24 protein-coding genes, 6 tRNA genes and 1 riboswitch are annotated in these 21,074 nt (G+C 63.3%); of the genes, 6 read left to right on the forward strand and 24 right to left on the reverse strand.

Going from position 1 to position 21,074, the window contains the following annotated elements; genetic code table 11:
- Positions 1–80: 80 nt before the first annotated feature.
- The 8 genes from lgt to hisI form a co-directional block, all read right to left on the reverse strand.
- Positions 81–1,235, reverse strand: a complete 1,155-nt coding sequence (gene lgt / locus ACFRJ9_RS19835) for a prolipoprotein diacylglyceryl transferase (protein ID WP_377671508.1) — start codon at positions 1,233–1,235, stop codon at positions 81–83.
- A 22-nt stretch (positions 1,236–1,257) separates the two neighbouring features.
- Positions 1,258–2,070, reverse strand: coding sequence for a tryptophan synthase subunit alpha (gene trpA / locus ACFRJ9_RS19840; RefSeq protein WP_377671510.1), 813 nt, complete (start codon positions 2,068–2,070; stop codon positions 1,258–1,260).
- Positions 2,070–3,446, reverse strand: coding sequence for a tryptophan synthase subunit beta (gene trpB, locus ACFRJ9_RS19845; protein ID WP_377671513.1), 1,377 nt, complete (start codon positions 3,444–3,446; stop codon positions 2,070–2,072). The genes trpA and trpB overlap by 1 nt, the downstream gene beginning before the upstream one ends.
- Positions 3,447–3,560: 114 nt before the next feature.
- Positions 3,561–4,379 (reverse strand): indole-3-glycerol phosphate synthase TrpC, encoded by an 819-nt coding sequence (gene trpC / locus ACFRJ9_RS19850; protein WP_377671516.1) that lies wholly within the window; start codon positions 4,377–4,379, stop codon positions 3,561–3,563.
- A gap of 2 nt (positions 4,380–4,381) precedes the next feature.
- Positions 4,382–4,654: an HGxxPAAW family protein gene (locus tag ACFRJ9_RS19855; RefSeq protein ID WP_090825336.1), complete on the reverse strand. Its 273-nt coding sequence runs from the start codon at positions 4,652–4,654 to the stop codon at positions 4,382–4,384.
- 133 nt (positions 4,655–4,787) lie between these two features.
- Positions 4,788–5,393 (reverse strand): Trp biosynthesis-associated membrane protein, encoded by a 606-nt coding sequence (locus ACFRJ9_RS19860; RefSeq protein ID WP_377671519.1) that lies wholly within the window; start codon positions 5,391–5,393, stop codon positions 4,788–4,790.
- Positions 5,390–6,973, reverse strand: a complete 1,584-nt coding sequence (locus tag ACFRJ9_RS19865) for an anthranilate synthase component I (protein ID WP_377671521.1) — start codon at positions 6,971–6,973, stop codon at positions 5,390–5,392. The genes ACFRJ9_RS19860 and ACFRJ9_RS19865 overlap by 4 nt, the downstream gene beginning before the upstream one ends.
- Before the next feature lie 58 nt (positions 6,974–7,031).
- Positions 7,032–7,448: a phosphoribosyl-AMP cyclohydrolase gene (gene hisI / locus ACFRJ9_RS19870; RefSeq protein ID WP_377671523.1), complete on the reverse strand. Its 417-nt coding sequence runs from the start codon at positions 7,446–7,448 to the stop codon at positions 7,032–7,034.
- Positions 7,449–7,537: 89 nt separating this feature from the next.
- On the opposite strand from hisI, the gene ACFRJ9_RS19875 reads away from it, so the two are divergent.
- Positions 7,538–8,182 carry a TIGR03085 family metal-binding protein gene (locus ACFRJ9_RS19875; RefSeq protein WP_377671581.1) on the forward strand — a complete coding sequence of 215 codons (645 nt, stop codon included), beginning with the start codon at positions 7,538–7,540 and terminating at the stop codon, positions 8,180–8,182.
- Positions 8,183–8,242: 60 nt separating this feature from the next.
- Here ACFRJ9_RS19875 and hisF read toward each other — a convergent pair whose 3' ends face one another.
- From hisF to ACFRJ9_RS19955, 16 genes are all read right to left on the reverse strand, one after another.
- Positions 8,243–9,019: an imidazole glycerol phosphate synthase subunit HisF gene (hisF, locus tag ACFRJ9_RS19880; protein WP_377671526.1), complete on the reverse strand. Its 777-nt coding sequence runs from the start codon at positions 9,017–9,019 to the stop codon at positions 8,243–8,245.
- A gap of 47 nt (positions 9,020–9,066) precedes the next feature.
- Positions 9,067–9,927 carry an ATP phosphoribosyltransferase gene (gene hisG, locus ACFRJ9_RS19885; RefSeq protein WP_377671529.1) on the reverse strand — a complete coding sequence of 287 codons (861 nt, stop codon included), beginning with the start codon at positions 9,925–9,927 and terminating at the stop codon, positions 9,067–9,069.
- 85 nt (positions 9,928–10,012) lie between these two features.
- Positions 10,013–10,276 carry a phosphoribosyl-ATP diphosphatase gene (locus tag ACFRJ9_RS19890; RefSeq protein WP_076797924.1) on the reverse strand — a complete coding sequence of 88 codons (264 nt, stop codon included), beginning with the start codon at positions 10,274–10,276 and terminating at the stop codon, positions 10,013–10,015.
- A 108-nt stretch (positions 10,277–10,384) separates the two neighbouring features.
- Positions 10,385–10,870 (reverse strand): 6,7-dimethyl-8-ribityllumazine synthase, encoded by a 486-nt coding sequence (gene ribH, locus ACFRJ9_RS19895; protein WP_377671532.1) that lies wholly within the window; start codon positions 10,868–10,870, stop codon positions 10,385–10,387.
- Between the two features lie 18 nt (positions 10,871–10,888).
- Positions 10,889–11,593: a GTP cyclohydrolase II gene (ribA, locus tag ACFRJ9_RS19900; RefSeq protein WP_377671534.1), complete on the reverse strand. Its 705-nt coding sequence runs from the start codon at positions 11,591–11,593 to the stop codon at positions 10,889–10,891.
- Complete coding sequence (ribB, locus tag ACFRJ9_RS19905) at positions 11,590–12,285, reverse strand: 3,4-dihydroxy-2-butanone-4-phosphate synthase (RefSeq protein WP_377671536.1); 696 nt, start codon at positions 12,283–12,285, stop codon at positions 11,590–11,592. The genes ribA and ribB overlap by 4 nt, the downstream gene beginning before the upstream one ends.
- Entirely contained in the window at positions 12,282–12,965 is a 684-nt protein-coding gene (locus ACFRJ9_RS19910; RefSeq protein ID WP_377671538.1) for a riboflavin synthase, read from the reverse strand. The genes ribB and ACFRJ9_RS19910 overlap by 4 nt, the downstream gene beginning before the upstream one ends.
- Positions 12,965–14,077: a bifunctional diaminohydroxyphosphoribosylaminopyrimidine deaminase/5-amino-6-(5-phosphoribosylamino)uracil reductase RibD gene (ribD, locus tag ACFRJ9_RS19915; protein ID WP_377671541.1), complete on the reverse strand. Its 1,113-nt coding sequence runs from the start codon at positions 14,075–14,077 to the stop codon at positions 12,965–12,967. Before ribD ends, ACFRJ9_RS19910 begins: the two co-directional genes overlap by 1 nt.
- Complete coding sequence (gene pnuC, locus ACFRJ9_RS19920) at positions 14,074–14,781, reverse strand: nicotinamide riboside transporter PnuC (protein WP_377671543.1); 708 nt, start codon at positions 14,779–14,781, stop codon at positions 14,074–14,076. Before pnuC ends, ribD begins: the two co-directional genes overlap by 4 nt.
- 88 nt (positions 14,782–14,869) lie before the next feature.
- Positions 14,870–15,024: riboswitch (FMN riboswitch) on the reverse strand.
- Between the two features lie 77 nt (positions 15,025–15,101).
- Positions 15,102–15,773, reverse strand: coding sequence for a ribulose-phosphate 3-epimerase (rpe, locus tag ACFRJ9_RS19925; RefSeq protein ID WP_377671546.1), 672 nt, complete (start codon positions 15,771–15,773; stop codon positions 15,102–15,104).
- Positions 15,774–15,858: 85 nt separating this feature from the next.
- Complete coding sequence (locus ACFRJ9_RS19930; protein WP_377671549.1) at positions 15,859–17,409, reverse strand: RsmB/NOP family class I SAM-dependent RNA methyltransferase; 1,551 nt, start codon at positions 17,407–17,409, stop codon at positions 15,859–15,861.
- A complete protein-coding gene (fmt, locus tag ACFRJ9_RS19935) occupies positions 17,406–18,326 on the reverse strand; it encodes a methionyl-tRNA formyltransferase (RefSeq protein WP_377671551.1) in 921 nt (306 codons plus the stop codon). Before fmt ends, ACFRJ9_RS19930 begins: the two co-directional genes overlap by 4 nt.
- The gene (gene def, locus ACFRJ9_RS19940; protein ID WP_377671554.1) at positions 18,323–18,895 is read right to left on the reverse strand and encodes a peptide deformylase; all 573 of its coding nucleotides are present in this window, start codon (positions 18,893–18,895) and stop codon (positions 18,323–18,325) included. The genes fmt and def overlap by 4 nt, the downstream gene beginning before the upstream one ends.
- 50 nt (positions 18,896–18,945) lie before the next feature.
- Entirely contained in the window at positions 18,946–19,848 is a 903-nt protein-coding gene (locus ACFRJ9_RS19945; protein ID WP_377671557.1) for a cytochrome, read from the reverse strand.
- A 37-nt stretch (positions 19,849–19,885) separates the two neighbouring features.
- Positions 19,886–20,080 (reverse strand): hypothetical protein, encoded by a 195-nt coding sequence (locus tag ACFRJ9_RS19950; RefSeq protein ID WP_377671560.1) that lies wholly within the window; start codon positions 20,078–20,080, stop codon positions 19,886–19,888.
- Between the two features lie 114 nt (positions 20,081–20,194).
- A tRNA-Val gene (locus tag ACFRJ9_RS19955) sits at positions 20,195–20,269 on the reverse strand.
- A gap of 249 nt (positions 20,270–20,518) precedes the next feature.
- Between ACFRJ9_RS19955 and ACFRJ9_RS19960 the strand changes: the two genes are divergently transcribed.
- The 5 genes from ACFRJ9_RS19960 (at position 20,519) to ACFRJ9_RS19980 (ending at position 21,053) form a co-directional block, all read left to right on the forward strand.
- A tRNA-Gly gene (locus tag ACFRJ9_RS19960) sits at positions 20,519–20,591 on the forward strand.
- Positions 20,592–20,637: 46 nt separating this feature from the next.
- A tRNA-Cys gene (locus ACFRJ9_RS19965) sits at positions 20,638–20,708 on the forward strand.
- 38 nt (positions 20,709–20,746) lie between these two features.
- Positions 20,747–20,821, forward strand: a tRNA-Val gene (locus ACFRJ9_RS19970).
- Between the two features lie 57 nt (positions 20,822–20,878).
- Positions 20,879–20,951, forward strand: a tRNA-Gly gene (locus tag ACFRJ9_RS19975).
- Positions 20,952–20,978: 27 nt separating this feature from the next.
- Positions 20,979–21,053, forward strand: a tRNA-Val gene (locus ACFRJ9_RS19980).
- Positions 21,054–21,074 lie beyond the last annotated feature (21 nt).

A 21,074-nucleotide genomic window follows, 5' to 3' on the forward strand; every position in this document is an offset into this window, starting at 1 on the left:
CGATCCGGTTTCCGGGGTGCCACGACGCTGTGGACTGGGCCCTACGAGCGGTGACTCTGTTGCCCCTTTACCGGAGGCGACTACTTGGTGTCGTCAGCTTCCGGCGAGGATCCGGGGGCCTTCCTTGCGGCAGTCGCAGCAGATTCGGAACCCTTGGTGGACGTGGTGTCCTGACCGGTATCCCCTGCTGCATCCTGCGGCTCGTCAACGTGGCCCGGATCGCTTTGGTTATCAGGGAGATTACCACGCGAACCAGTATCTGAGACAGATGCGTCCACATCATGACTGGTGACGCTCGTCACCGCTGCGGCACCTTTGTCGTCCTCCGCCGCAGGCTCTCGGCCCGGCAAATAAGGCGAATCGGGCACTGGCCGGCCGCCCCTCCCGAGGACAATAAAGATCACCAAGGCCGCAACGAACACAAAAATACTTGTCCAGACATTGAGCCGTGTCGTGATACCGAACAGTGTGATCTGCTCGGCGTCGTCAATGCGGAGCGCCTCAATCCAGACGCGGCCAACGGTGTAGTACATCGCGTAGAGCCAGAAGAGGCGGCCACGACGGAAGTTGAACTTGCGGTCCACCAGCAGCAGGATCGCAACGCCCACGAGGTTCCACAACATTTCGTAGAGGAACGTCGGGTGGAAAAGCGTGTCGGCGGCCATTCCCGGGGGGAAGTTGGCGTTGGCGGGATCGATTTCGAGGCCCCACGGCAGCGTGGTGGGGGCGCCGAACAGCTCCTGGTTGAACCAGTTGCCCAAGCGGCCAATGGCCTGCGCCAGCAGCAGCCCCGGAGCAGCAGCGTCCAGGAACGCTGTCAGCTTGAGTCCGGCGCGACGGCAGCCGATCCAGGCACCGACAGCACCCAAGACCACTGCGCCCCAGATGCCCAGACCGCCGCGCTGGATCTGCGGGATGAGCGAGAGGTCACCGGTGCCGTCGAAACCCGGACCAAAGTACGCATCCGGAGAAGAGAACACGTGGTAGAGCCGGCCGCCGATGATGCCGAACGGGATCGCCCAAATCGCGATGTCCCACAGGCTGCCTTCCGGAGTCCCACGGCGCTTCCAGCGGGCAGACGTCAGCCACAGGCCAACAATGATGCCCGCCAGGATGCACAAGGCGTACGCGTGGATACGCAACGTCCCCCACGGCAGCGGAATGTCGAAACCGGACCACGACGGGCTCGGGATACTCAGAGGGACCATTGCCGCTGCGTGGAGGACGGTCTGCATAAGGTTACGCTGTTCCTTTTTCCTAGGCTTCTGCAGCGGCGCGGCCAAGGCCGGCGCTGAGGTTCTTGGTAAGTTGTCCGACGGCGTCCACGCCACCATCGCGGAGTGCCGCCACCAGCGCGGTCCCGACGATCACGCCGTCCGCGTAGGCGGCAATTTCACGGACGTGGTCCGGGTTCGAAACACCCAAGCCAACGCAAACCCGCTCGGCACCGGCAGCTCGGGCGTGGGCAACGACGTCTTCCGCGCTGCTGCTCACGGATTGGCGCGTGCCGGTAACACCCATGATGGAGACCGCATAGACGAATCCACGGCTGGCCTTGACCGTCATCTGCAGCCGTTCCGGCGTGGATGAGGGCGCCACGAGGAACACTCGATCCAATCCGTACTTGTCCGAAGCTTCGAACCATTCGGAAGCTTCATCGGGGATGAGGTCCGGGGTGATGAGTCCGGCTCCCCCGGCTTCGGCGAGGCGGCGGGAGAACTCGTCCACGCCCATGCGCATGACCGGGTTCCAGTACGTCATGACCAGGACGGCGGCATCGGTCGCAGCGGTGATGCCTGCAACGACGTCGAACACGTTGGCGACGCGGAAGCCTTTGGCAATCGCCTCGGTGGTGGCGGCCTGAATGACCGGGCCGTCCATCACGGGGTCGGAGTACGGGATACCGATTTCGATGAGGTCGGCACCATTGCGCGCCAACGCGATACCGGCGTCGATGCTCTCCTGGACGGTCGGATAGCCGGCAGGCAGGTAGCCCACCAGGGCGGACCGGCCTTCAGCTTTTGCACGGTCGATGGCGGCAGCGGACTTGCTAGCGAATTGTTCAGTCATCAGTTCTGGTCCTCGTTGACGTCACCGGCGGCTTCGGACGTGCGCTCTGCGGGTCCCTTGGGCTTACGGGTGGACAGCGTAGTGCCCTTCACGTGTCCCTCATCATCGAGCATGTTGAACCACGCCGCGGCGGTTTCAACATCCTTGTCGCCGCGCCCGGACAGGTTGACGATCACCGAGATATCGGCGGGGTTTTCCTTGCCCTCGGTGAGGCGCTGGCCGATCTTGATGGCACCTGCCAGTGCGTGCGAGGACTCGATGGCGGGGATGATGCCTTCGGTCCGGCACAGGAGGCTGAACGCGTCCATGGCTTCGGTATCGGTAATGGCTTCGTAGCTGACTCGCCCGATGTCGGCCAAGTAGGAATGCTCCGGTCCGACGCTGGGGTAATCCAGTCCTGCCGAGATGGAGTGGGATTCGATGGTCTGGCCGTCTTCGTCCTGCATCAGGTACGAACGGGCGCCGTGAAGCACGCCGGGACGGCCCAGGGAGATGGCTGCGGCGTGGCGGCCTGTCTCCACACCATCTCCGCCGGCCTCGAAGCCGTAGATCTTCACGGATGCGTCATCCAGGAAGGCATGGAACAAGCCGATCGCGTTCGAGCCGCCGCCGATACAGGCACAGATGGCGTCCGGAAGCTTGCCGGTCTGGTCCAGGATCTGGCCCCGGGCTTCGTCGCCAATGACTTCGTGGAAGTAGCGGACCATGGCAGGGAACGGGTGGGCTCCAGCCGCGGTGCCCAGCAGGTAGTGCGTGTTCTCCACATTGGCGACCCAATCGCGGAGGGCGTCGTTGATGGCGTCCTTCAGGGTCTGGGATCCGTTGGTCACCGGAACCACCGTGGCACCCAGCAGTTGCATGCGGGCCACGTTGAGCGCCTGGCGGCGGCAGTCCTCGGCACCCATGTAGACCACGCATTCCAGGCCCAGCAAAGCTGCTGCCGTAGCACTCGCAACGCCGTGCTGCCCGGCACCTGTCTCAGCGATGACGCGGGTCTTGCCCATGCGCTTGGCAAGCAAGGCCTGCCCCAGGACGTTGTTGATTTTGTGGGAACCCGTGTGGTTGAGGTCCTCGCGCTTCAGGAAGATCCTGGCTCCGCCCGCGTGCTCCGAGAAGCGCTTGGCCTCGGTCAGCAACGACGGCCGGCCGGAGTAGTTCTTGTTGAGATCCTTCAGCTCCGCGATGAAATCGGGATCGGCTTTGGCTTTCTCGAAAGTGTCCTGGACTTCGTCGAGGGCGGCAATGAGAGACTCGGGCATCCAGCGTCCGCCGTAGCTTCCGAAATACGGGCCGCTTGCGTTGCGCAGTGAAGGGCCGCCTTGCAGGAATGCGTCAGCCGCACTCACGTCGGGGCTGGGTGTTGGCGCGTCGACCATCAGTCTCACCGTCCTGTTCCAGTTAGTTCATCGGGTAGTTCCACGTGCCACAAGGCAGCCTCGGGCAAGAGCCCGGGCTGCCTTGCGACGGTTCGCCATGCGTCAGGTAAAGCGTCAGTTCCTGACGGCGATGGCTGCAGCTCCAGCTGCCTTAAATTCAGTAATGCGTTCGCGGGGCGTTGAATCGCTGACCAGCGCCTCCCCCACGAGAATGGCGTTGGCGCCACCGGCTGCATAGTGCGAAACATCATCGGTGCCCCGGACACCGGACTCCGCCACGATGACGGACTCAGCCGGAATCAATCCGGCAAGGGAACCGAAAACCGAGCGGTCGACGTCGAGCGTCTTGAGGTTGCGCACGTTGATGCCGATGATCCGCGCTTGCGCGGCGACGGCACGTTCGATTTCCTCTTCGGTGTGTGTTTCCACCAGGACGTTCATGCCAAGCTCGTGGCTAAGCGCGCTGAATTCATTCAGCTGCGCGTCCGAAAGGGCCGCCACGATCAGCAGGATGAGGTCCGCTCCGTGCGCGCGGGCCTCCCAGATCTGGTACTCGTCCACCGTGAAGTCCTTGCGGAGCAAGGGGGTTTCGACGGCGGCACGTACGGCATCGAGATCGGCCAGCGAGCCGCCGAAGCGGCGCTGTTCGGTGAGGACGCTGATGACGGAAGCTCCGCCTTCGGCGTACTGCACCGCGAGGGAAGCCGGATCCGCTATGGACGCGAGGTCTCCCTTGGAGGGACTGCGCCGCTTGATCTCGGCGATGACTTTGAGGTCGTTGCGGCTGGTTGAGGGCCCACCCAAGGCAGCCCAAGCATCACGTGCAGGGATTGCGCCGGCGGCGCGGTCCTTCAGCTCAGCGAGGGACACGAGGCCACGCCGGGCCTCCATGTCCTCCCTGACGCCAACGATGATGTCGTCAAGAACGGTCACGATTAGTGGCCGTTGTTCTGCAGCTTGCTGCCGCCCACTCCGTAGCCCGCCTTGCGCATAACCAAGCCCACGATGAGGCCGATCACCATGACCACCAGTCCGCCGACGAAGATCGGGGTGCTGGCAATCACGAAAGCGATGGAGGAAATCAGGGCGCCAACCAGCATCACAATCACGCAGGTCCAGGCAGCCGGGCTATTACCGTGGCCAATGGCGTCAGCGTGGCTGGCCATGGTGGATTCAGCTTGGTTGGCGGACACTGTGGTTTTGCTCATGTTGGAATCTCCTCAGGACGAATACTGCTTACATTCTGCCATTTATTGACGGCGGCCGGGACATCGTCCGACGTCAGGACCAGCCGTAGCGCTTTTGTTGCGCCTGGCCGGCCCGAAAGCCTCTTTCGGCTGTCTAAGTAGGGTCCTCACCGCGCGACAAGCTGTCCCAGCTGTCGATCTCGTCCACCGGCCCCGTGGTCCGCTGCCGGGCACGGGTAGCGGCGTCATATTTAGTCCTGGACTTCCAGTAGCGCCCGGCGACGGGCAGGACTACTGCGCAGATCGCCAGCAGGGCCCCCGCAACAACCGCCAGGACCGGGAAGACCGTGGCAGTTGCTTCTGCCTGGCCGCCGGAGATCCCGGTGGCCGCCGCAATGGAACCCTGCGCCGCGCCGAGCGGATCAGCGAGCACCGTCGCGGCCGCGAGAATGATTCCGGCAGCAGAGAGCGCAATGATCGCCGCAATGATCCAACGGGCGATCCTCCCTGCAATGGACGCAGCCAAACCGCCGGCCAAAGCTGCCAGCGCCAGCGCGGTCACTGCCGTGGCTGCCTTGCTGCCCTGGACATGGAGGTCGCTGTTGGACGCCCCCGTGGGGTCCAACCTGACCTCGATCCATGTTTGGGTTGTGGTCCCGAAGACAGCCAGTGCCAGGATGACCGCAACCAACACCACGGTGGACTTGCGGGCCCAACGCGGCGTCTTCGACGCAGAAGGTGCTGCTGCTTCGGCGGTCATGAGGCGGGTATCCCGCCGTCGGCGATTCCTGCATTCGGTACGGTCTCCGCGGAAATATTCTGCAGCGAACCGGCAGTGTGGACAGCCCGAAGAGGTGCCGCAGCCTTGTTCACGGTTTCCAGTGCTTCCGACGGTTTGTGCGAGTCAGCCACAATTCCACCGCCGGCCTGTACGTAAGCGCGCCCTTCACGCAGCAGCGCCGACCGGATGGCAATGGCCATGTCCATGTCGCCGGCAAAGTCCAGGTAGCCCACCACTCCGCCATAGATACCGCGCCGATGGGGTTCAAGTTCGTCGAGGAGGCGCAAGGCGCGCGGTTTCGGGGCTCCGGAGAGCGTGCCCGCCGGGAAGGTAGCCTTCAGGACGTCGTAGGCCTTGGCGTGTGGAGCGAGCTCGCCCACCACTGTGGAGACAAGGTGCATGATGTGGCTGAACCGCTCCACCTCCATGAACTGGGTGACATCAACGGTGCCAGCCACGCACACCTTGGAGAGGTCGTTGCGGGAAAGGTCCACCAGCATCAGGTGCTCGGCGCGCTCTTTCTGGTCGGCCAGCAATTCAGTCGCCAGGGCTTTGTCTGCCTCCACGGTCTTGCCGCGCGGCCGTGAACCGGCGATCGGGTGGGTGATCACTTCTTCACCGGTCACGGTGACCAGGGCCTCCGGGGAGGAGCCCACAATCGAGTACTCCCGACCATCCGCGTCCGCCAAGCTGAAGATGTACATATAAGGGCTGGGGTTGGTGTTGCGCAGAACGCGGTAGACGTCCAAGGGGTCCGCGGCGCACTCCATTTCGAAGCGCCGTGAAATCACCACTTGGAAGACTTCGCCGTCAACGATCGCTTCCTTGCCCCGGTCTATCGCTTCGAGGTATTTGGTTTCATCCCAGCGCTCCTGGACACTCGAAGCGAAGTCCAAGGCCGCAGTTTCCAGGACGGACACCGGCTGGGCAACGGGGGTGCTGATCTGCTCGAGCAACCCCTTCACCCGGGCCACGGCGTCATGCCAGGCGTCATCGACCCGCTCGGAGCTGTTGTCGAAGTTGATCGCGTTGGCGATCAGGAGGACGGTTCCGTCCATGTTGTCGTGGACGGCCATGTCGGTGACCAGGTTCAGGGCCATCTCGGGCAGCTGCAGGTCGTCTTCAGGCGGGGTGGTCAGCCGTTCCCAGTGCCGTACCGCCTCCCAGCCAAGGAATCCAACCAACCCGGAAGTGAAGGGCGGCAGCCCTTCGAAACGGTCGGTCTGCAACGCAGCTATGGTGTCGCGGATGGCCTCCACGGGGTTACCGTCAACCGGCACACCCACCGGAGGCTGACCGATCCAATGGGCTTGGCCGTCCTTGGTGGTCAGCGTGGCGCGCGACTTGGAACCGATGAAAGAGTATCGGGACCAGGCTCCCCCAACGGCGGCGGATTCCATGAGGAAGGTCCCGGGCTGACCTTGCGCCAGCTTCCGGTACAGGCCAATCGGGGTCTCGGCGTCGGCCAAGACCTTGAGTCGGACAGGGATGACACGGCTGTGGACGGCGAGTTCGCGGAACTCTTCCAGGCCCGGGCTGATGATTCCAAGGTCCTGCATGGCTATTGTTCTCCGCCTTTGATCTGAGGTGGTGCGTCAGTGGAAAGTTGGGGGCGCCTTAGTCGCGGTGGCCCGTCACGACGGTGAAGTCGCGACCCTCGAAACAGGTCCGGGTCCCGGTGTGGCAGGCTGCGCCGATCTGGTCCACGCGGACCAGGAGGGCGTCGCCGTCGCAATCAAGGGCGACAGACTTCACGAACTGTACGTGTCCGGAGGTGTCGCCCTTGCGCCAGTATTCCTGGCGGGAGCGGGAGTAGAACGTGACGCGTCCGGTCGTCATGGTTCGGTGCAGTGCCTCGTCATCCATCCAACCGAGCATGAGGACCTCGTTGGTGTCGTGCTGCTGGACGATCGCAGCCACGAGGCCGGAGGAATCGCGCTTGAGGGCGCTGGCGATCTCCTGGGGCAACGGACCCGCGGGGTCGCTGGAAAGCTCCGCGGCGGGAGAGGGGCTGGGGGCGGACTGCTCTGACATCAGATCAAGTCTAGTGCCTTTGGCGGGAGCCGGATTCTGCGGCGGTTCCACTGCGCAACAGAGCCCTGATCGTGCTAGTTTCACAAGTGATGCATTTCGTCGATCCTTCCCGAGAAGTACTGGCCGAAACCCTGCTGGCGGCCGGGCCTGACTCCCCCACGCTCTGCGACGGGTGGCTCACGCGGGACCTTGCCGCGCACTTATATCTGCGCGAACGGAAAATCGCTGTTGGCCTGGGCCTGCTGATTCCCAGCCTGGGAAAGGCTTCCGACAAAGCAACCTCCAAGCTGGCGGACAAGCTCAAGAGCACCGATGCGTACGCGGAACTCATCAAAACCTTCCGCGCGGGTCCGCCGGCTCTCTCCCCCTTGCGGATCAAGGCACTGGATGAGACCTCCAATCTCATCGAATATTTCGTCCACACCGAAGACATTCGCCGGGCTGGCGACCGCTGGGCACCCCGGGCGCTGGACGAAGCCTATTCGGATGCCCTTTGGGATGAATTGATCAAACGCGCAGCGTTCCTTTACCGGGGCGTGGACCTTGGCATTGTCCTGGTTCGGCCCACCGGCCCCCGGCATGTGGCAAAGCGCGCTCCCGTTTCTGTGGCTATCGTCGGCGAGCCGGGCGAACTGCTCATGCACGCGCACGGCCGAACCAGCCAGGCCCTCGTTACCTTCGAAGGCCAACCGGACGCCGTCGCACTATTGCAGTCAGCAGACATAGGACTCTAAACCAAAGAACAGTGGAGGGTCACCTTGCAGGTGACCCTCCACTGTTCTTTAAGACGCAAACTACCGAACGTCGAATCCAGCCTCGCGAATGGCTGACTTGACCTGAGCGATCATGTCATCCGGCCCGAAGTGGAACACGGAGGCGGCCAACACGGCATCAGCTCCAGCCTCCACGGCAGGCGGGAAGTGCGCGGGCTCGCCAGCGCCACCCGAAGCGATGATGGGAATGTTGACCGCAGCCCGGACCAAGCGGATCAGCTCGAGGTCGAAACCGTCCTTGGTGCCGTCTGCATCGATCGAGTTAAGCAGGATTTCCCCCACTCCCCGATCGGCGGCTTCCTTGGCCCAAGCAATGGCGTCGATTCCGGTTCCAGTGCGGCCACCGTGGGTGGTGACCTCAAAACCGGACGACGTCGGCGTATCGCCTGCGCGGGTACGGCGTGCATCGACGGAGAGCACCAACACCTGCGAGCCGAAGTGGCGGGTGATTTCGTCGATGACGTCGGGACGGGCGACGGCCGCAGTGTTGATGGACGCTTTGTCGGCACCGAAGCGCAACAGCTTGTCCACCTCTGCCACGCCACGGACACCGCCGCCGACGGTGAGGGGTATGAAGACTTCCTCGGCCGTGCGGCGGACCACGTCAAAGGTGGTTTCCCTGTTGCCTGATGACGCTGTGACGTCGAGGAACGTCAGTTCGTCGGCTCCACCATTGTCGTAGCGGTGGGCAAGCTCCACCGGATCGCCGGCATCGCGCAGGCCTTCGAAGTTGACACCCTTGACGACGCGTCCGGCGTCGACGTCCAGGCAGGGAATGACGCGTACGGCTACTGCCATGTGCTGCTCCTCAATTTCTGCTGGGCTCTGCCCGATTGATGTGCGGGTCAGATCCGGCAGGCGTGGATGCTGCTGACCAGGATGGCGCGCGCGCCAAGGTCGTAGAGCTCGTCCATGATGCGGTTGGTTTCCTTTTTGGGAACCATGGAACGCACTGCCACCCATTCGGAATCCCGCAGGGGCGAGACCGTGGGCGATTCAAGGCCCGGTGTCAGGGCTGCTGCATCCTCCACGAGGTCCTTGCGGATGTCATAGTCCATCAGCACGTACTGCCGCGCAACGAGCACGCCCTGCAAGCGACGGATCAGGATCTCAATTTCCTTGGCTGTCCCGTTGGCGGCACCGCCCGAGCCGGAACGGCGGATCAGCACGGCCTCGGACTTCAGGATGGGCTCGCCGAAGATTTCCATTCCGGCAGCCTTGAGGGTGTTGCCGGTTTCAACGACGTCAGCGATAGCGTCAGCAACGCCGAGCCGCACCGATGATTCGACGGCCCCATCCAAACGGACCACCTTGGCGTTCACACCGCGCTCGGCGAGGTAGTCGCGCAGGAGGCCGTCGTAGCTTGTGGCCAGGCGTTTGCCTTCCAACTGCTCGACGCCGGCAAAGTCGCCTACGGGTCCAGCGAAACGGAAGGTGGACGGCGCAAAGCCCAGGGGAAGCATTTCCTCGGCTTCCACCTTTGCGTCGAGCAAGAGGTCGCGGCCGGTGATGCCGACGTCGAGTGTTCCCTGGCCGACGTATACCGCGATGTCGCGGGGACGAAGGAAGAAGAACTCAATGTCGTTGTCGGGGTCGATCATGACCAGTTCGCGGGTGTCGCGGCGCTGGCGGTAGCCGGCCTCGGACAGCATTGCCGAGGCGGCTTCGGACAAGGATCCCTTATTGGGAACTGCTACACGGAGCATTGGGGGAGACTTTCTTTTGGAATGGAGGTTTTCAGGCACCTTGGCCACGCAGGGGGCTCCGCATCAGGAATGCAGAGTGGCGTGGCTAGAGATGCTTGTAAACGTCTTCCAGACTGAGGCCCTTGGCGAGCATGAGGACCTGCAGGTGGTACAGCAACTGGGAGATTTCCTCGGCAGCGGCTTCGTCCGATTCGTACTCGGCGGCCATCCAGACTTCGGCGGCCTCTTCGACCACTTTCTTACCGATGCCGTGGATTCCGGAGTCCAGTTCGGCGACCGTACGGGAGCCTTCCGGGCGGGTCGCTGCTTTCTCACTCAGTTCTGCGAACAGCGTCTCGAAATTCTTCACGCCCTCCAGACTACTTGCTTAGGGGCAGGCGCCGCTTCTTGGGGCGTTGCATGACGAAGGGGATGTGAGTGATGACACACTCACATCCCCTTCGACAGCAGGGCAATGTTAGCTGTACTGCTTGAGAGTCACCGCTGTGGCAAGGGCTGCAGTGACTGCCTCATGTCCTTTGTCTTCCTGGGAGCCTGGAAGACCCGCGCGGTCCAGGCCCTGCTGTTCGGTATCGCAGGTGAGGACACCGAAGCCAACCGGCACGCCGGTACGAACGCTGACGTCGGTGAGTCCCGACGTCGCGGCCTGGCAGACGTAGTCGAAGTGCGGCGTGCCACCGCGGATGACAACGCCGAGGGCTACGACGGCGTCAAAGTGCGGTGCGAGCCGCGCTGCGGCGACCGGGAGCTCGAAGCTGCCCGGAACACGCAACAGGGTGGGCTCTGCGATGCCGGCTTCCTTGGCGGCGCGAAGTGCGCCGTCCACCAGGCCGTCCATGATCTGTGTGTGCCAGCTTGCCGCCACGATGGCCAGCTTGAGCTGCGAGGTTTCCTCAGGATTGAGGGTAGTGAGGTCGATTGTGGGCGCGCCGTGTCCGCTCATGGTGTGCTGTGGATCCGTTCAGTCTTGGTTGTTGTCAAAGGTGTGCGTAGAAGGAGTCTTGCCATTGCTGACGGGCTCTACATCGAGGGTCAGCCGGTGGTCCATCCGGTCTTTCTTGGTCTGCAGGTAGCGCAGGTTCTGTTCACGTGATGGCACCTCGGTGGGCACCATTTCCACAACAGCTACCCCGGCCTTGTCCAGGCGGTGCTGCTTGTCCGGGTTGTTGCTCAGCAACCGGACTTCGTGGAGGCCCATTTCGGCGAGGATCTGTCCCGCCGCACTGTACGAGCGTGCATCGACCGGCAAGCCCAGCTGCTCGTTGGCTTCCACAGTGTCGAACCCGGCTTCCTGCAAGGCGTAGGCCTTGATCTTGTTGGCCAAGCCAATGCCGCGCCCCTCCTGGCCACGGAGGTAGAGCAGCGTCCCGCCCTCCTCGTGGATGAGTTCCAAGGCGAAAGCGAGCTGCTCGCCGCAATCGCAGCGATATGAGCCGAAAACATCGCCGGTAAGGCACTCGGAATGCAACCGGACCAGTGGTGCGCGTCCGTCCTTGGGCGGATTGGGTGAACTCACGGCGAGGTGTTCAACACCGGTGACATGGTCCGTCCAGGACTGTGCCACGAAGTCGCCAAAAGCCGTTGGCAGCTGGACGATCGGCCCGCCACTCACAGGGTGCGGCGCGGGACCCGTGTGGTCGCCGCTGCGTGTTGTCGATGCGGTCATCGCTTCTCCTCGTCTTCAAGTGAAACCCGTGCCGCCTGGGACTCTACCGCCTCAACGTATGACACCAGGTCCTCGATGGAGATGAGGGGGCATCCGTGTTCGGCAGCAAACCCGCGCAAGCTGTCCAAGCGCATCATTTCACCGTCGTCATGTACCAACTCTGCGATCACACCCACCGGGGCAAGCCCGGCAAGTCGACACAGGTCCACAGCAGCTTCCGTATGGCCTGGACGTTCACGCACTCCCCCTTTAACCGCGCGCAACGGGAAAATATGCCCGGGACGGGTGATCGACGACGGAGTGCTGCCCGGATCTGCCAGGACCCGGGCCGTCAGGGCACGGTCCGTGGCCGAAATTCCTGTGCTGACCCCGGTCGCGGCGTCACAGGAAACGGTGTAGGCCGTTCCCTTGGAATCCTGGTTGATCTCAACCATGGGCGGCAGCACAAGGGCGTCCGCCCGATCACCATCCAAAGGCACGCAAATAACACCCGAGGAGTACCGGATGGTCCATCCCATGAGGGCCGGGGTGGCGTGCTCGGCGGCAAAAATGATGTCGCCTTCGTTTTCCCGGTCTTCGTTGTCCACCACGATCACGGCCTGTCCGGCGGCCATTGCCTTGATGGCATCTTCCACGGGATCAAGCCCGGTCCGGCCCGTAGTGGCCGGTACTGTTTTGGTCGGGGTGCTCACAGTGCATTCTCCTGTTCCGTCGGCGGTACCTGGGCAGCGTCGTCGCCCGCCCGGTGTGCCGGCGATCCCTGCGGCGCAAAGGACAACAGGCGCTCGGTATATTTGGCCAGCACGTCCACTTCGAGGTTCACGCGGGCGCCCACGGGCTTTGCCCCCAAGCCCGTTTCTTCGAGCGTGGTGGGGATGAGTCCGACTTCGAACCACGGCGCGGCCTCGGCCGCAGCACTGACGGCTGTCACCGTCAGCGAAACACCGTCGACGGCGATTGATCCCTTTTCGGCAATGTACCGAGCCAGCGGGGCCGGGACGGCAAACCGCAAACGGTCCCAGTTCCCCAGCGGCTCGCGTTCGAGCAATTCCCCGACGCCGTCCACGTGCCCCTGCACCACGTGGCCGTCCAAACGGCCACCGGCAGGGACACAACGTTCCAGGTTCACAGTGTCGCCGGCCGCCAACTCGCCGATGGTGGTCCGGACAAGGGTCTCGCCCATGACATCAACGCTGAAGTCCTGCCCGTCGATCTGAGTGGCCGTGAGGCAGACGCCATTGACGGCGATTGAGCCGCCCAGACCCAGTCCGTCGGTGGTGGTAGGTGCTTTCAGGCGCAGGGTGGCGCTGTCTTCGCCGTCGTGCTCAATACCAAGCACGGTGCCCTGCTCGGCAACGATTCCTGTAAACATCAATGTCCTCCTGTGACATATTCCGCAGCTTCACTGCGCGGAGCTGAATTCTTGGTAGTGCTGGCAGCAACCCGGGTGGACCGAAGATGCAGCCGAAGGTCATTGCCGAGCGTTCTGACCGATCCGCCCCCGGCTTCGTCCCACGACCAGGGCTGCGCCTCGGCCAAGGTGGTGATCCCCAGGTCATTCAAGGCCGGCGTTCCCGATCCCAGGAGCGTCGGAGCCAGGTACACGATCAGTTCGTCCACCAGGTCCGCGGCAAGGAAGGTGCTCAGGATGCTGGAGCCGCCTTCCACCATCACGTGCCGGACGCCTTCGTCGAAAAGCCTGCTGAGCGCCTCAGCCGGGTCCCGTGTTGGCAGGTGGATGAACCGGCCGTCGGTTCCGCGCACCGCTGCATCGTCCGGAACGTCCCGCAAGCCCATGACGGCACGGAGTGGCTGACGTGGTGAGAGGTCCCCGTCCGGTGTACGGGCTGTCAGGCGTGGGTTGTCGATGAGGACTGTTCCCGTGCCTACCAGGATCGCATCGATGAGTTCGCGCAAACCGTGGTTGTCCGCGAGGGACTCCGGGCTGGAGATCCACTGGCTGGTTCCGTCCACCGCGGCAATGCGGCTGTCCAGTGTCTGGGCGATGTGCAAGGTGACAAACGGACGCTTGGCCGCAACGGCGTCGAACCATTCTCGGTTCAGGTCCAGGGCCTCTTTGGCTGCCAGACCGGAATGGACCTCAACACCGGCGGCGCGAAGCGTCCGGGCACCGCCCGCGGCGGGATCGTGGGGGTCGTCGACGGCGTAGATCACCTTCGCGATTCCGGCGGCAATGATCGCCTGCGCACAGGGCCCTGTTCGACCCTCGTGATTGCAGGGCTCCAGCGTGACCACCATGGTGGTTCCCGCGGTGTCGATTCCCTTCAGGCCCGCCTGGTGGATCGCGTCAGCCTCTGCATGGGCCGTGCCGGCCCCGCGGTGGTAGCCCGTAGCCAGTTGCTCGCCAGCAGGGCTGAGGATCACGGCACCAACCAGCGGGTTGGCCCCCCGCTGACCGGCCAGGGCCGCCGTGAGCGCTGATTCCATGGCGGCAGATTCTGAAGCCGTGTAGTTGCTCGTCATCGTGCTGCTCCCAGGGTTGCCGGAACTGCAGCCGTGGCGGCATCGTCCTTGCCGGAGCGTTCGCGCTTGTCGGCACGCCACCACACGAAGAATCCAGTGAGGGTGAAGAAGCCGTAGAACAAGTACATGACGGCACTGGCGTAGTAGCCGGCACTAAAGAGCAAGGGCACTCCCACAATGTCCACGGCTACCCAGATCAACCAGAATTCCGTCCAGCCACGGGCCATGCCGTAGGTGGCCAGCAGCGATCCCATGAAGGTCCAGGCATCTGCCCAGACGGGCGGGTAGGAGCCGAGGGCGTCGAACAGCGGAGTCAGGGCCGCAGTGCCGGCAATCATCGCACCGATCAGGGCTATGCGGACTTTATTGCTGGCCCAGCCGGGAACGATCGCCCTTCCCTGGGCGCTCGATTGCTTTCCTTGCCGCCAGCGGTACCAACCGTAAATTGCCACGGCGATGAACATGACCTGGCGGGCGGCCTGACCCCAAAGCGTCGCTGGTGCTGCTGCGCCAAAGACGTTACCGAGGAAGACCGTGAGCAGCAGGATGTTGCCAAGAATGCCGATTGGCCAAGCCCAGACTTTTCGGCGCATACCGCCGAGGGCGCTGAGGAGCCCGAAGATGTTTCCAAGCACTTCGCGTAAGACAAGAGCAGATCCTCCAACGGGGATCTGTGCTTCGAAGAGCCATCGCAGAAAGTCCATGCCGTTCCTTCCCAGTAAGCCGCGATGACTCCGGGGGTGTACGACAGCGCAATGCCGGGCGTCGCTAAAGGACGCCCAAGGCATGACTGTACGTGCTTCTCCCATCCAGACTTTAACTGTCGGTACCGGAATTCCACCGGTTCAACCGTCCGCCACCAAATTCCAATCGCTTGGAATCCGATGGCTCGCGGGTCGCGGACTATAACCGCCGGTTCGGACTTACACCGACCCCGGAGCACGTATGTGTGTTGTTATTCTCCCACAACTACGAATGACACAAAGCTATTCCCGGCCATCTTCGTAACATGTGGTGACGGTCGTCAGGCGACTGCGGCGGCTGCCTGCCCCGCAGCACGAAGCCGGTCGATCGCCGCTGCCGGGTCCTGATGCCCGTAAACTGCAGAACCGGCCACGAAGACGTTCGCCCCCGCCTCGGCGGCCCTGATGATGGTCTCCTCGGTGATGCCGCCATCCACCTGGATGGCAACACCAATGCCCGAACCCTCAATAGCCGCCCGGGCACGCCGGATCTTGGGCAAGGTGATGTCAAGGAAGGACTGTCCGCCGAAACCCGGCTCCACAGTCATGATCAACAGCATGTCCAGCTCGCTGAGCATGTCCAGGTAGGGCTCCACCGGGGTGGCCGGTCGCAACGCCATACCGGCCTTGGATCCGCGGGCCCTGAGTTCCCGGGCCAGCTTGACCGGTGCCATGGCGGCCTCGGCATGGAACGTGACGGAAGCAACCCCGGCGTCGGCGTAGGCAGGAGCCCAGCGGTCGGCGTCGGAAATCATCAGGTGTGCGTCCAGCGGAACCGGACTGACCGCCTGGATCCTCTGGACGACGGGCAACCCGATGGTCAGATTGGGGACAAAGTGGTTGTCCATGACATCCACATGGACGGCATCGGCGTTGCTGATTCGCTGCAGTTCCGCCTCAAGGTTGACGAAGTCCGCGGACAAGATGCTCGGGTTGATACAGCACTGAGACAAGGCAGCCCCTTCGGGTCGGGTCGATGTGTTTGGGAAGCAGTGCCAGCGGCCGGATGCGCGTCCGCTGGCACCTGATTCTTTGCGGCTACGGCTTCTTGCGGATGATCGCCATGAACATGGCGTCCGTTTGGTGGACGTGCGGCCAGAGTTGGGCGGTGAGTTCATGACCTGCTCCAAGGCTGCCGGTGAGGCTGACGTGGTCCAGTGCCTGGCCGGCGTCGAGCAATTCCACATCATCCCGCTTGCCGACGACGTCGCCCACAACCGCCGTGGTCTCGGCCGGGTGCGGCGAGCACGTCACGTACGCCACCACACCACCGGGCTTGACGGCATCAATGGCGGACTTTAACAGGTCACGCTGAAGCGGGCCGAGGTCTCCAATGTCCTTGGGAGTCCGGCGCCACCGCGATTCGGGCCGCCGACGCATGGCCCCAAGGCCGCTGCATGGAACGTCCACCAGGACACGGTCAAAGGATCCGGGCTGCTCGACACCCACTTCCCGTCCGTCGCCAGTCCGCACTGTCCACGTCTCAGCAGGGACGGCGGAGAGCGCTTGCTGTACGAGTTTGGCCCGGTGCGGCGCCGGTTCATTTGCCACAAGCGTTGCGCCGTCACGGTAAGCCAAGGCAGCGAGGAGGGCAGCTTTGCCTCCGGGGCCGGCACACAAGTCAAGCCACCGTTCACCGCCGGAAGCACCGGCTTCCAGCTCGATGCCGGCCAGGGCCCGAGCCACCAGCTGGGAGCCGACGTCCTGCACGCGGGTGGTTCCGCGGCGGACCGATTCCAGGCGGCCGAGGTCGCCACCGGCAGACAGCGCCGAGCCTTCCACCAGCTCACCGCGCGTGGCACCGTTCTCGAAAGCCTCGTCGAGATCCCCCAACCCGGGCAACGCCACGAGGTTAACCACCGGGGCAGCATTGTCAGCCTCCAGCAGGGACTCGATCTCGGATTTCGGCCGCCCATGGTTCACCAGCGATTGCCGGAGCGCGCGGACTATCCACTCAGGGTGTGCGTGGCGGAGAGAGGAGATCCGGGTTTCGTCCGTCTCCTGTTCCAACAAAATGTCCAGCCACTCCGCCATGCTGTGGGCGGTGACTTTCCGGAGCACTGCGTTGATGAGCGCCGATGGGCCTGCACCGATAACCGCCCGCGCCAAGCCCACGGTCTGGTCCAAGGCGGCATGCGCAGGAACACGCATGGAAAGGAGTTGGTGCGCGCCGATTCGCAAGGCGTCCAGGATGGCGGGGTCCAACTGCTCCAATGGACGGTCCACGCACCGGGCCAGGATGGCGTCGTATGTACCCTGTCCGCGCAGGGCGCCATAGCTCAGCTCTGTGGCAAAGCCGGCATCGCGCCGGTCCAGGCGGTGTTCCCTGATGCGCGCTGGAAGGACAAGGTTGGCATAGGCGTCCTCGGAAGCCACTGCCCGGAGCACTTCGAACGCCACCAAGCGGGCAGGATCGGCACGACGCGTGCGCTGGGACGGCGCATTGTTGGAGTACCCCCTTTGCGGCCCCCGGTTTCGCTCCCGCCCCTGTGCGTTGCGGTTGCTTTCACCCCGGCCGCCACGGTTGCCTTGTCCGCCGCCGTCCCGGCTCCCGCTGTTGTTGGGGCCTCGCCGGCCGGACTCACTCATTCGAATACCACTCTCTCAGGTGCTGCCAAGCCGCGGGCCCAATCGGCCGACGACATCATTTTCTTACCGGCCGGCTGAATCCGGCCCAGTTCAAGTGCATGGGATCCCGTACCTACAAGGACAGATTTGCCGTCGACTCTTACGGCTCCCGGTGCAAGGTCACTGATCTCGGGGCGGAGCATGAGGGAGTCGAGCTTTACCCGTTGACCGTCCAATGTTGTCCAGGCCCCCGGCTCGGGGGTGACTCCACGCGCTCGGCGGTGCAGTGCCAGGGCGGGAAGCTGCCAATCCAGCCGGCCGTCGTCCAGTGTCAGTTTTGGAGCAAGGGAGACGTCGCCTGTTTGCGGCCGGGGAGCGGCCCGTCCGGCATCAATCGCGGAGAGCGTCTGGCTGAGGAGAACGGCTCCGCTGATCGAAAGCCGCTCGAGAAGGTCCCCGGAGGTGTCTTCCGGGCGGACAGTTTCCGTGAGGGTACCGAAGACCGGGCCGGTATCAAGGCCCTCCTCCAGCTGGAAGGTCACGGCACCGGTGACGTCGTCACCCGCGATGATGGAACGCTGGACGGGGGCCGCACCACGCCAGGCGGGTAACAGCGAGAAGTGCAGGTTGACCCAGCCATTGGCTGGGATGTCCAAAGCCGCGCGGGGAACAATTCCACCGTAGGCCACGATCGCCGCGACATCCGGAGCGATCTCGGCGATCCGCGCCGTAGTGTCGGCGTCCACTTTCGCAGCGCGGATGACGTCGATGCCGAGTTCCTCGGCGCGCGCCGCCACTGGCGACGGTGTCATCACGCGTTTGCGGCCCAGTGCCGCATCCGGCCGGGTGAGGACCGCCACGACGTCGAAGCCTGCATCAACCAGGGCGTTCAACGACGGTACGGCAACGGATGGTGTTCCTGCGAAGAGTACCCTCACTCGGGTGCCCCGAAACTGCCGCCACCAAAGCTGGAGCCCACAGAGCCGGCCCGCTGGGATGTGGTCTGTTCCGTGATCGCGTGGTAGTTGGCGTTGCGGATTGCCCGGAGGGCGGCTTTACGGTCTTCGCCTTCAAGCCTGTCCGTGTAGAGGACACCGTCCAGGTGGTCGGTCTCGTGCTGGAAACACCGCGCCAGCATGCCCTCGGCTTCCACGGATACAGGATTGCCGTTGAGGTCAACGCCCGTTGCCCTCGTCGTGCGGTGCCGGCGGACAGGGAAGCCGAGTCCCGGGATGGACAGGCAGCCTTCAACTTCGTCGGGTTGGAAGTCGTCGCTGTTTTCGAGGACCGGGTTGATGATGTGCCCTTCAACTCCCCCGATGCGGTAGGTGAAGACGCGCTGGCTGACCCCCACCTGGGGCGCGGCCAGTCCTGCGCCTTCCACGTCCTCCATGGTTTCAGTCATGTCGGCTACCAGCTTGGCGAGCTCCGGACCGAATTCGCTGACAGGATCGGCAACGGTGCGCAACACCGGATCCCCAATGATTCGGATACTCAAAATGGCCATGTGCTGTCAGTCCTCACGATCGTCAACCTCGGGTCCGGGTGATGCGGAGCCTAAGCCAGTTTAGTTGAGGCCATGGGCCTCCCGCTGTCTGCCGAGGACGCACCGGCGGTCGCGAATACCGGCGGTGCGATAGGAAGCAGTGCCTGTCCGGCCGCGGTAACATCCGCTGACATCTCCCACACCCTCCTCAGGGCGCAGAACTTCCACCAGTGATGCTTGAGGATGTCCGGGTTTGCCCGTTGCGGCCTGACCTCGGTCTCACCAATGGCCACGGCCAGGAGCATGGGGTTGGCGCCGTACTTCCACTCTTCCCATTCACCAGCCACTGGATCCACCAGGCTTTCCTCAGCCTTCATCCCGGCCACGAGCTGCATGACCACTTTGTCATCCAGGGCCTTGACGGTGCCATCACGCGTCGTTCCCTTGGTTTTGTAGTCGATGAGGCAAATCCGGCCATTGATCCTCGCAACGAGGTCCAGCGTGCCTGCATACCCCACCGTCTTGTTCCACACAGTAATCTCCGGCGCCAAAGGCTCAACCTGGTAGAGCTCCCACCATTCGTCGAAGCGGGCGGCGAAGGCCTGCTCGCCATTGGACGCCAGTTCGTTCCTGCATTCCTGCATACGGTGCGGACGTCCAAGGGCACGCAAAGCCACCTGCTCGCAATAGTTGTGGACTCGGTCCCCCCGCGCCGCAGCCTGGTCCCTATAGACCTCCGCAGCCTTGGATGCCTTGTTGATCGCCTGGCGGACCTTCGCGGGACTTCCGAGCACAGCAGGGAGCTCAGGATCGGCCGCGAGGCTGCTCGCGCCCATATAACTGAACCATCCATCCAGGGTGTGGGCCTGTTGGCCGATGACCGTGGTGATGGAGGGCACGGCGAATTGCTCCGACGTAGAGCGGGCATACATTCGGCCGTAGTCAGTAGCGTGCGCAAGCAGTGGAGCAGTCATACAAAGACTCTGTCACAAGCCACTGACAGAATTCCCATCAGTCAGCCGACTCCGCGATGTTCTTTCGCGTTGGACTACCTTCCGCAGGAGAGCAGGTGAAGATCGTCGTGAGCTGCCCAGGCGTCAGGCGGGACAGCTTTCCGGCAAGGATAGGGGCGGACAGGGCCAGATCCCCCAACGCCAGGCCTGGCCCCGGAGGATCGATCAGTTCTGAGTCTTGTTCGTCGCGCACGTTCTTGGTGTGTCTTGTTCTGCCTCAACGTGACGCGAAAAGAGTAATCGCCGTGCAAAAAGAAACAAAAAAACCCCGTCCGGACCGTGATTTCGGTCCGGACGGGGTTCCCGGTGGTGGGCGATACTGGGTTCGAACCAGTGACCTCTTCGGTGTGAACGAAGCGCGCTACCACTGCGCCAATCGCCCGGGTGCATAGAAAACACTAACGGACCGCGGCCCGATTGCAAAACGGGATGGGATCATCCCGTCCTTGGTGAACTACAAGCATGGAATTACAGCCGTGAAACTCTCCTCAATCCGCGTGAATTCAACGATCCAGGCCCCACTTCACGCAAAAACATCCAGCCGATTTGGAGTTTGAAGGAACCTCCTATAGAGTTTTTACTCGTCGGAAAGCGACGGAATGCCTGCCGGGTAGCCCGTCGAAACGACACTGCGGACGTAGCTCAGCTGGTAGAGCACCACCTTGCCAAGGTGGATGTCGCGAGTTCGAATCTCGTCGTCCGCTCGCAAGGCACTGTCAAGGTTGAAATTCCGCGGAATTCGGCTTACACGGTGGGTTGGCCGAGAGGCGAGGCAGCGGCCTGCAAAGCCGTATACACGGGTTCGAATCCCGTACCCACCTCGGTGAAAACCATGTCTTCCAGCGCTTGCTGGATGCATGGGCGATTGGCGCAGCGGTAGCGCGCTTCCCTGACACGGAAGAGGTCACTGGTTCGATCCCAGTATCGCCCACCAAAACAAGGCAACTTGTTTGTTGTTGAAGGCCAGGCATCAGCCAGGCAGGCAGCATGTGCGGACGTAGCTCAGCTGGTAGAGCACCACCTTGCCAAGGTGGATGTCGCGAGTTCGAATCTCGTCGTCCGCTCTCCTTCTCTCAGAAGGACCCGGAAACGGGCGATTGGCGCAGCGGTAGCGCGCTTCCCTGACACGGAAGAGGTCACTGGTTCGATCCCAGTATCGCCCACCAAAACAAGGCAACTTGTTTGTT

Origin of the sequence: Paenarthrobacter sp. NPDC056912 (assembly GCF_042786555.1) — a bacterium.
Lineage (GTDB): Bacteria > Actinomycetota > Actinomycetes > Actinomycetales > Micrococcaceae > Arthrobacter.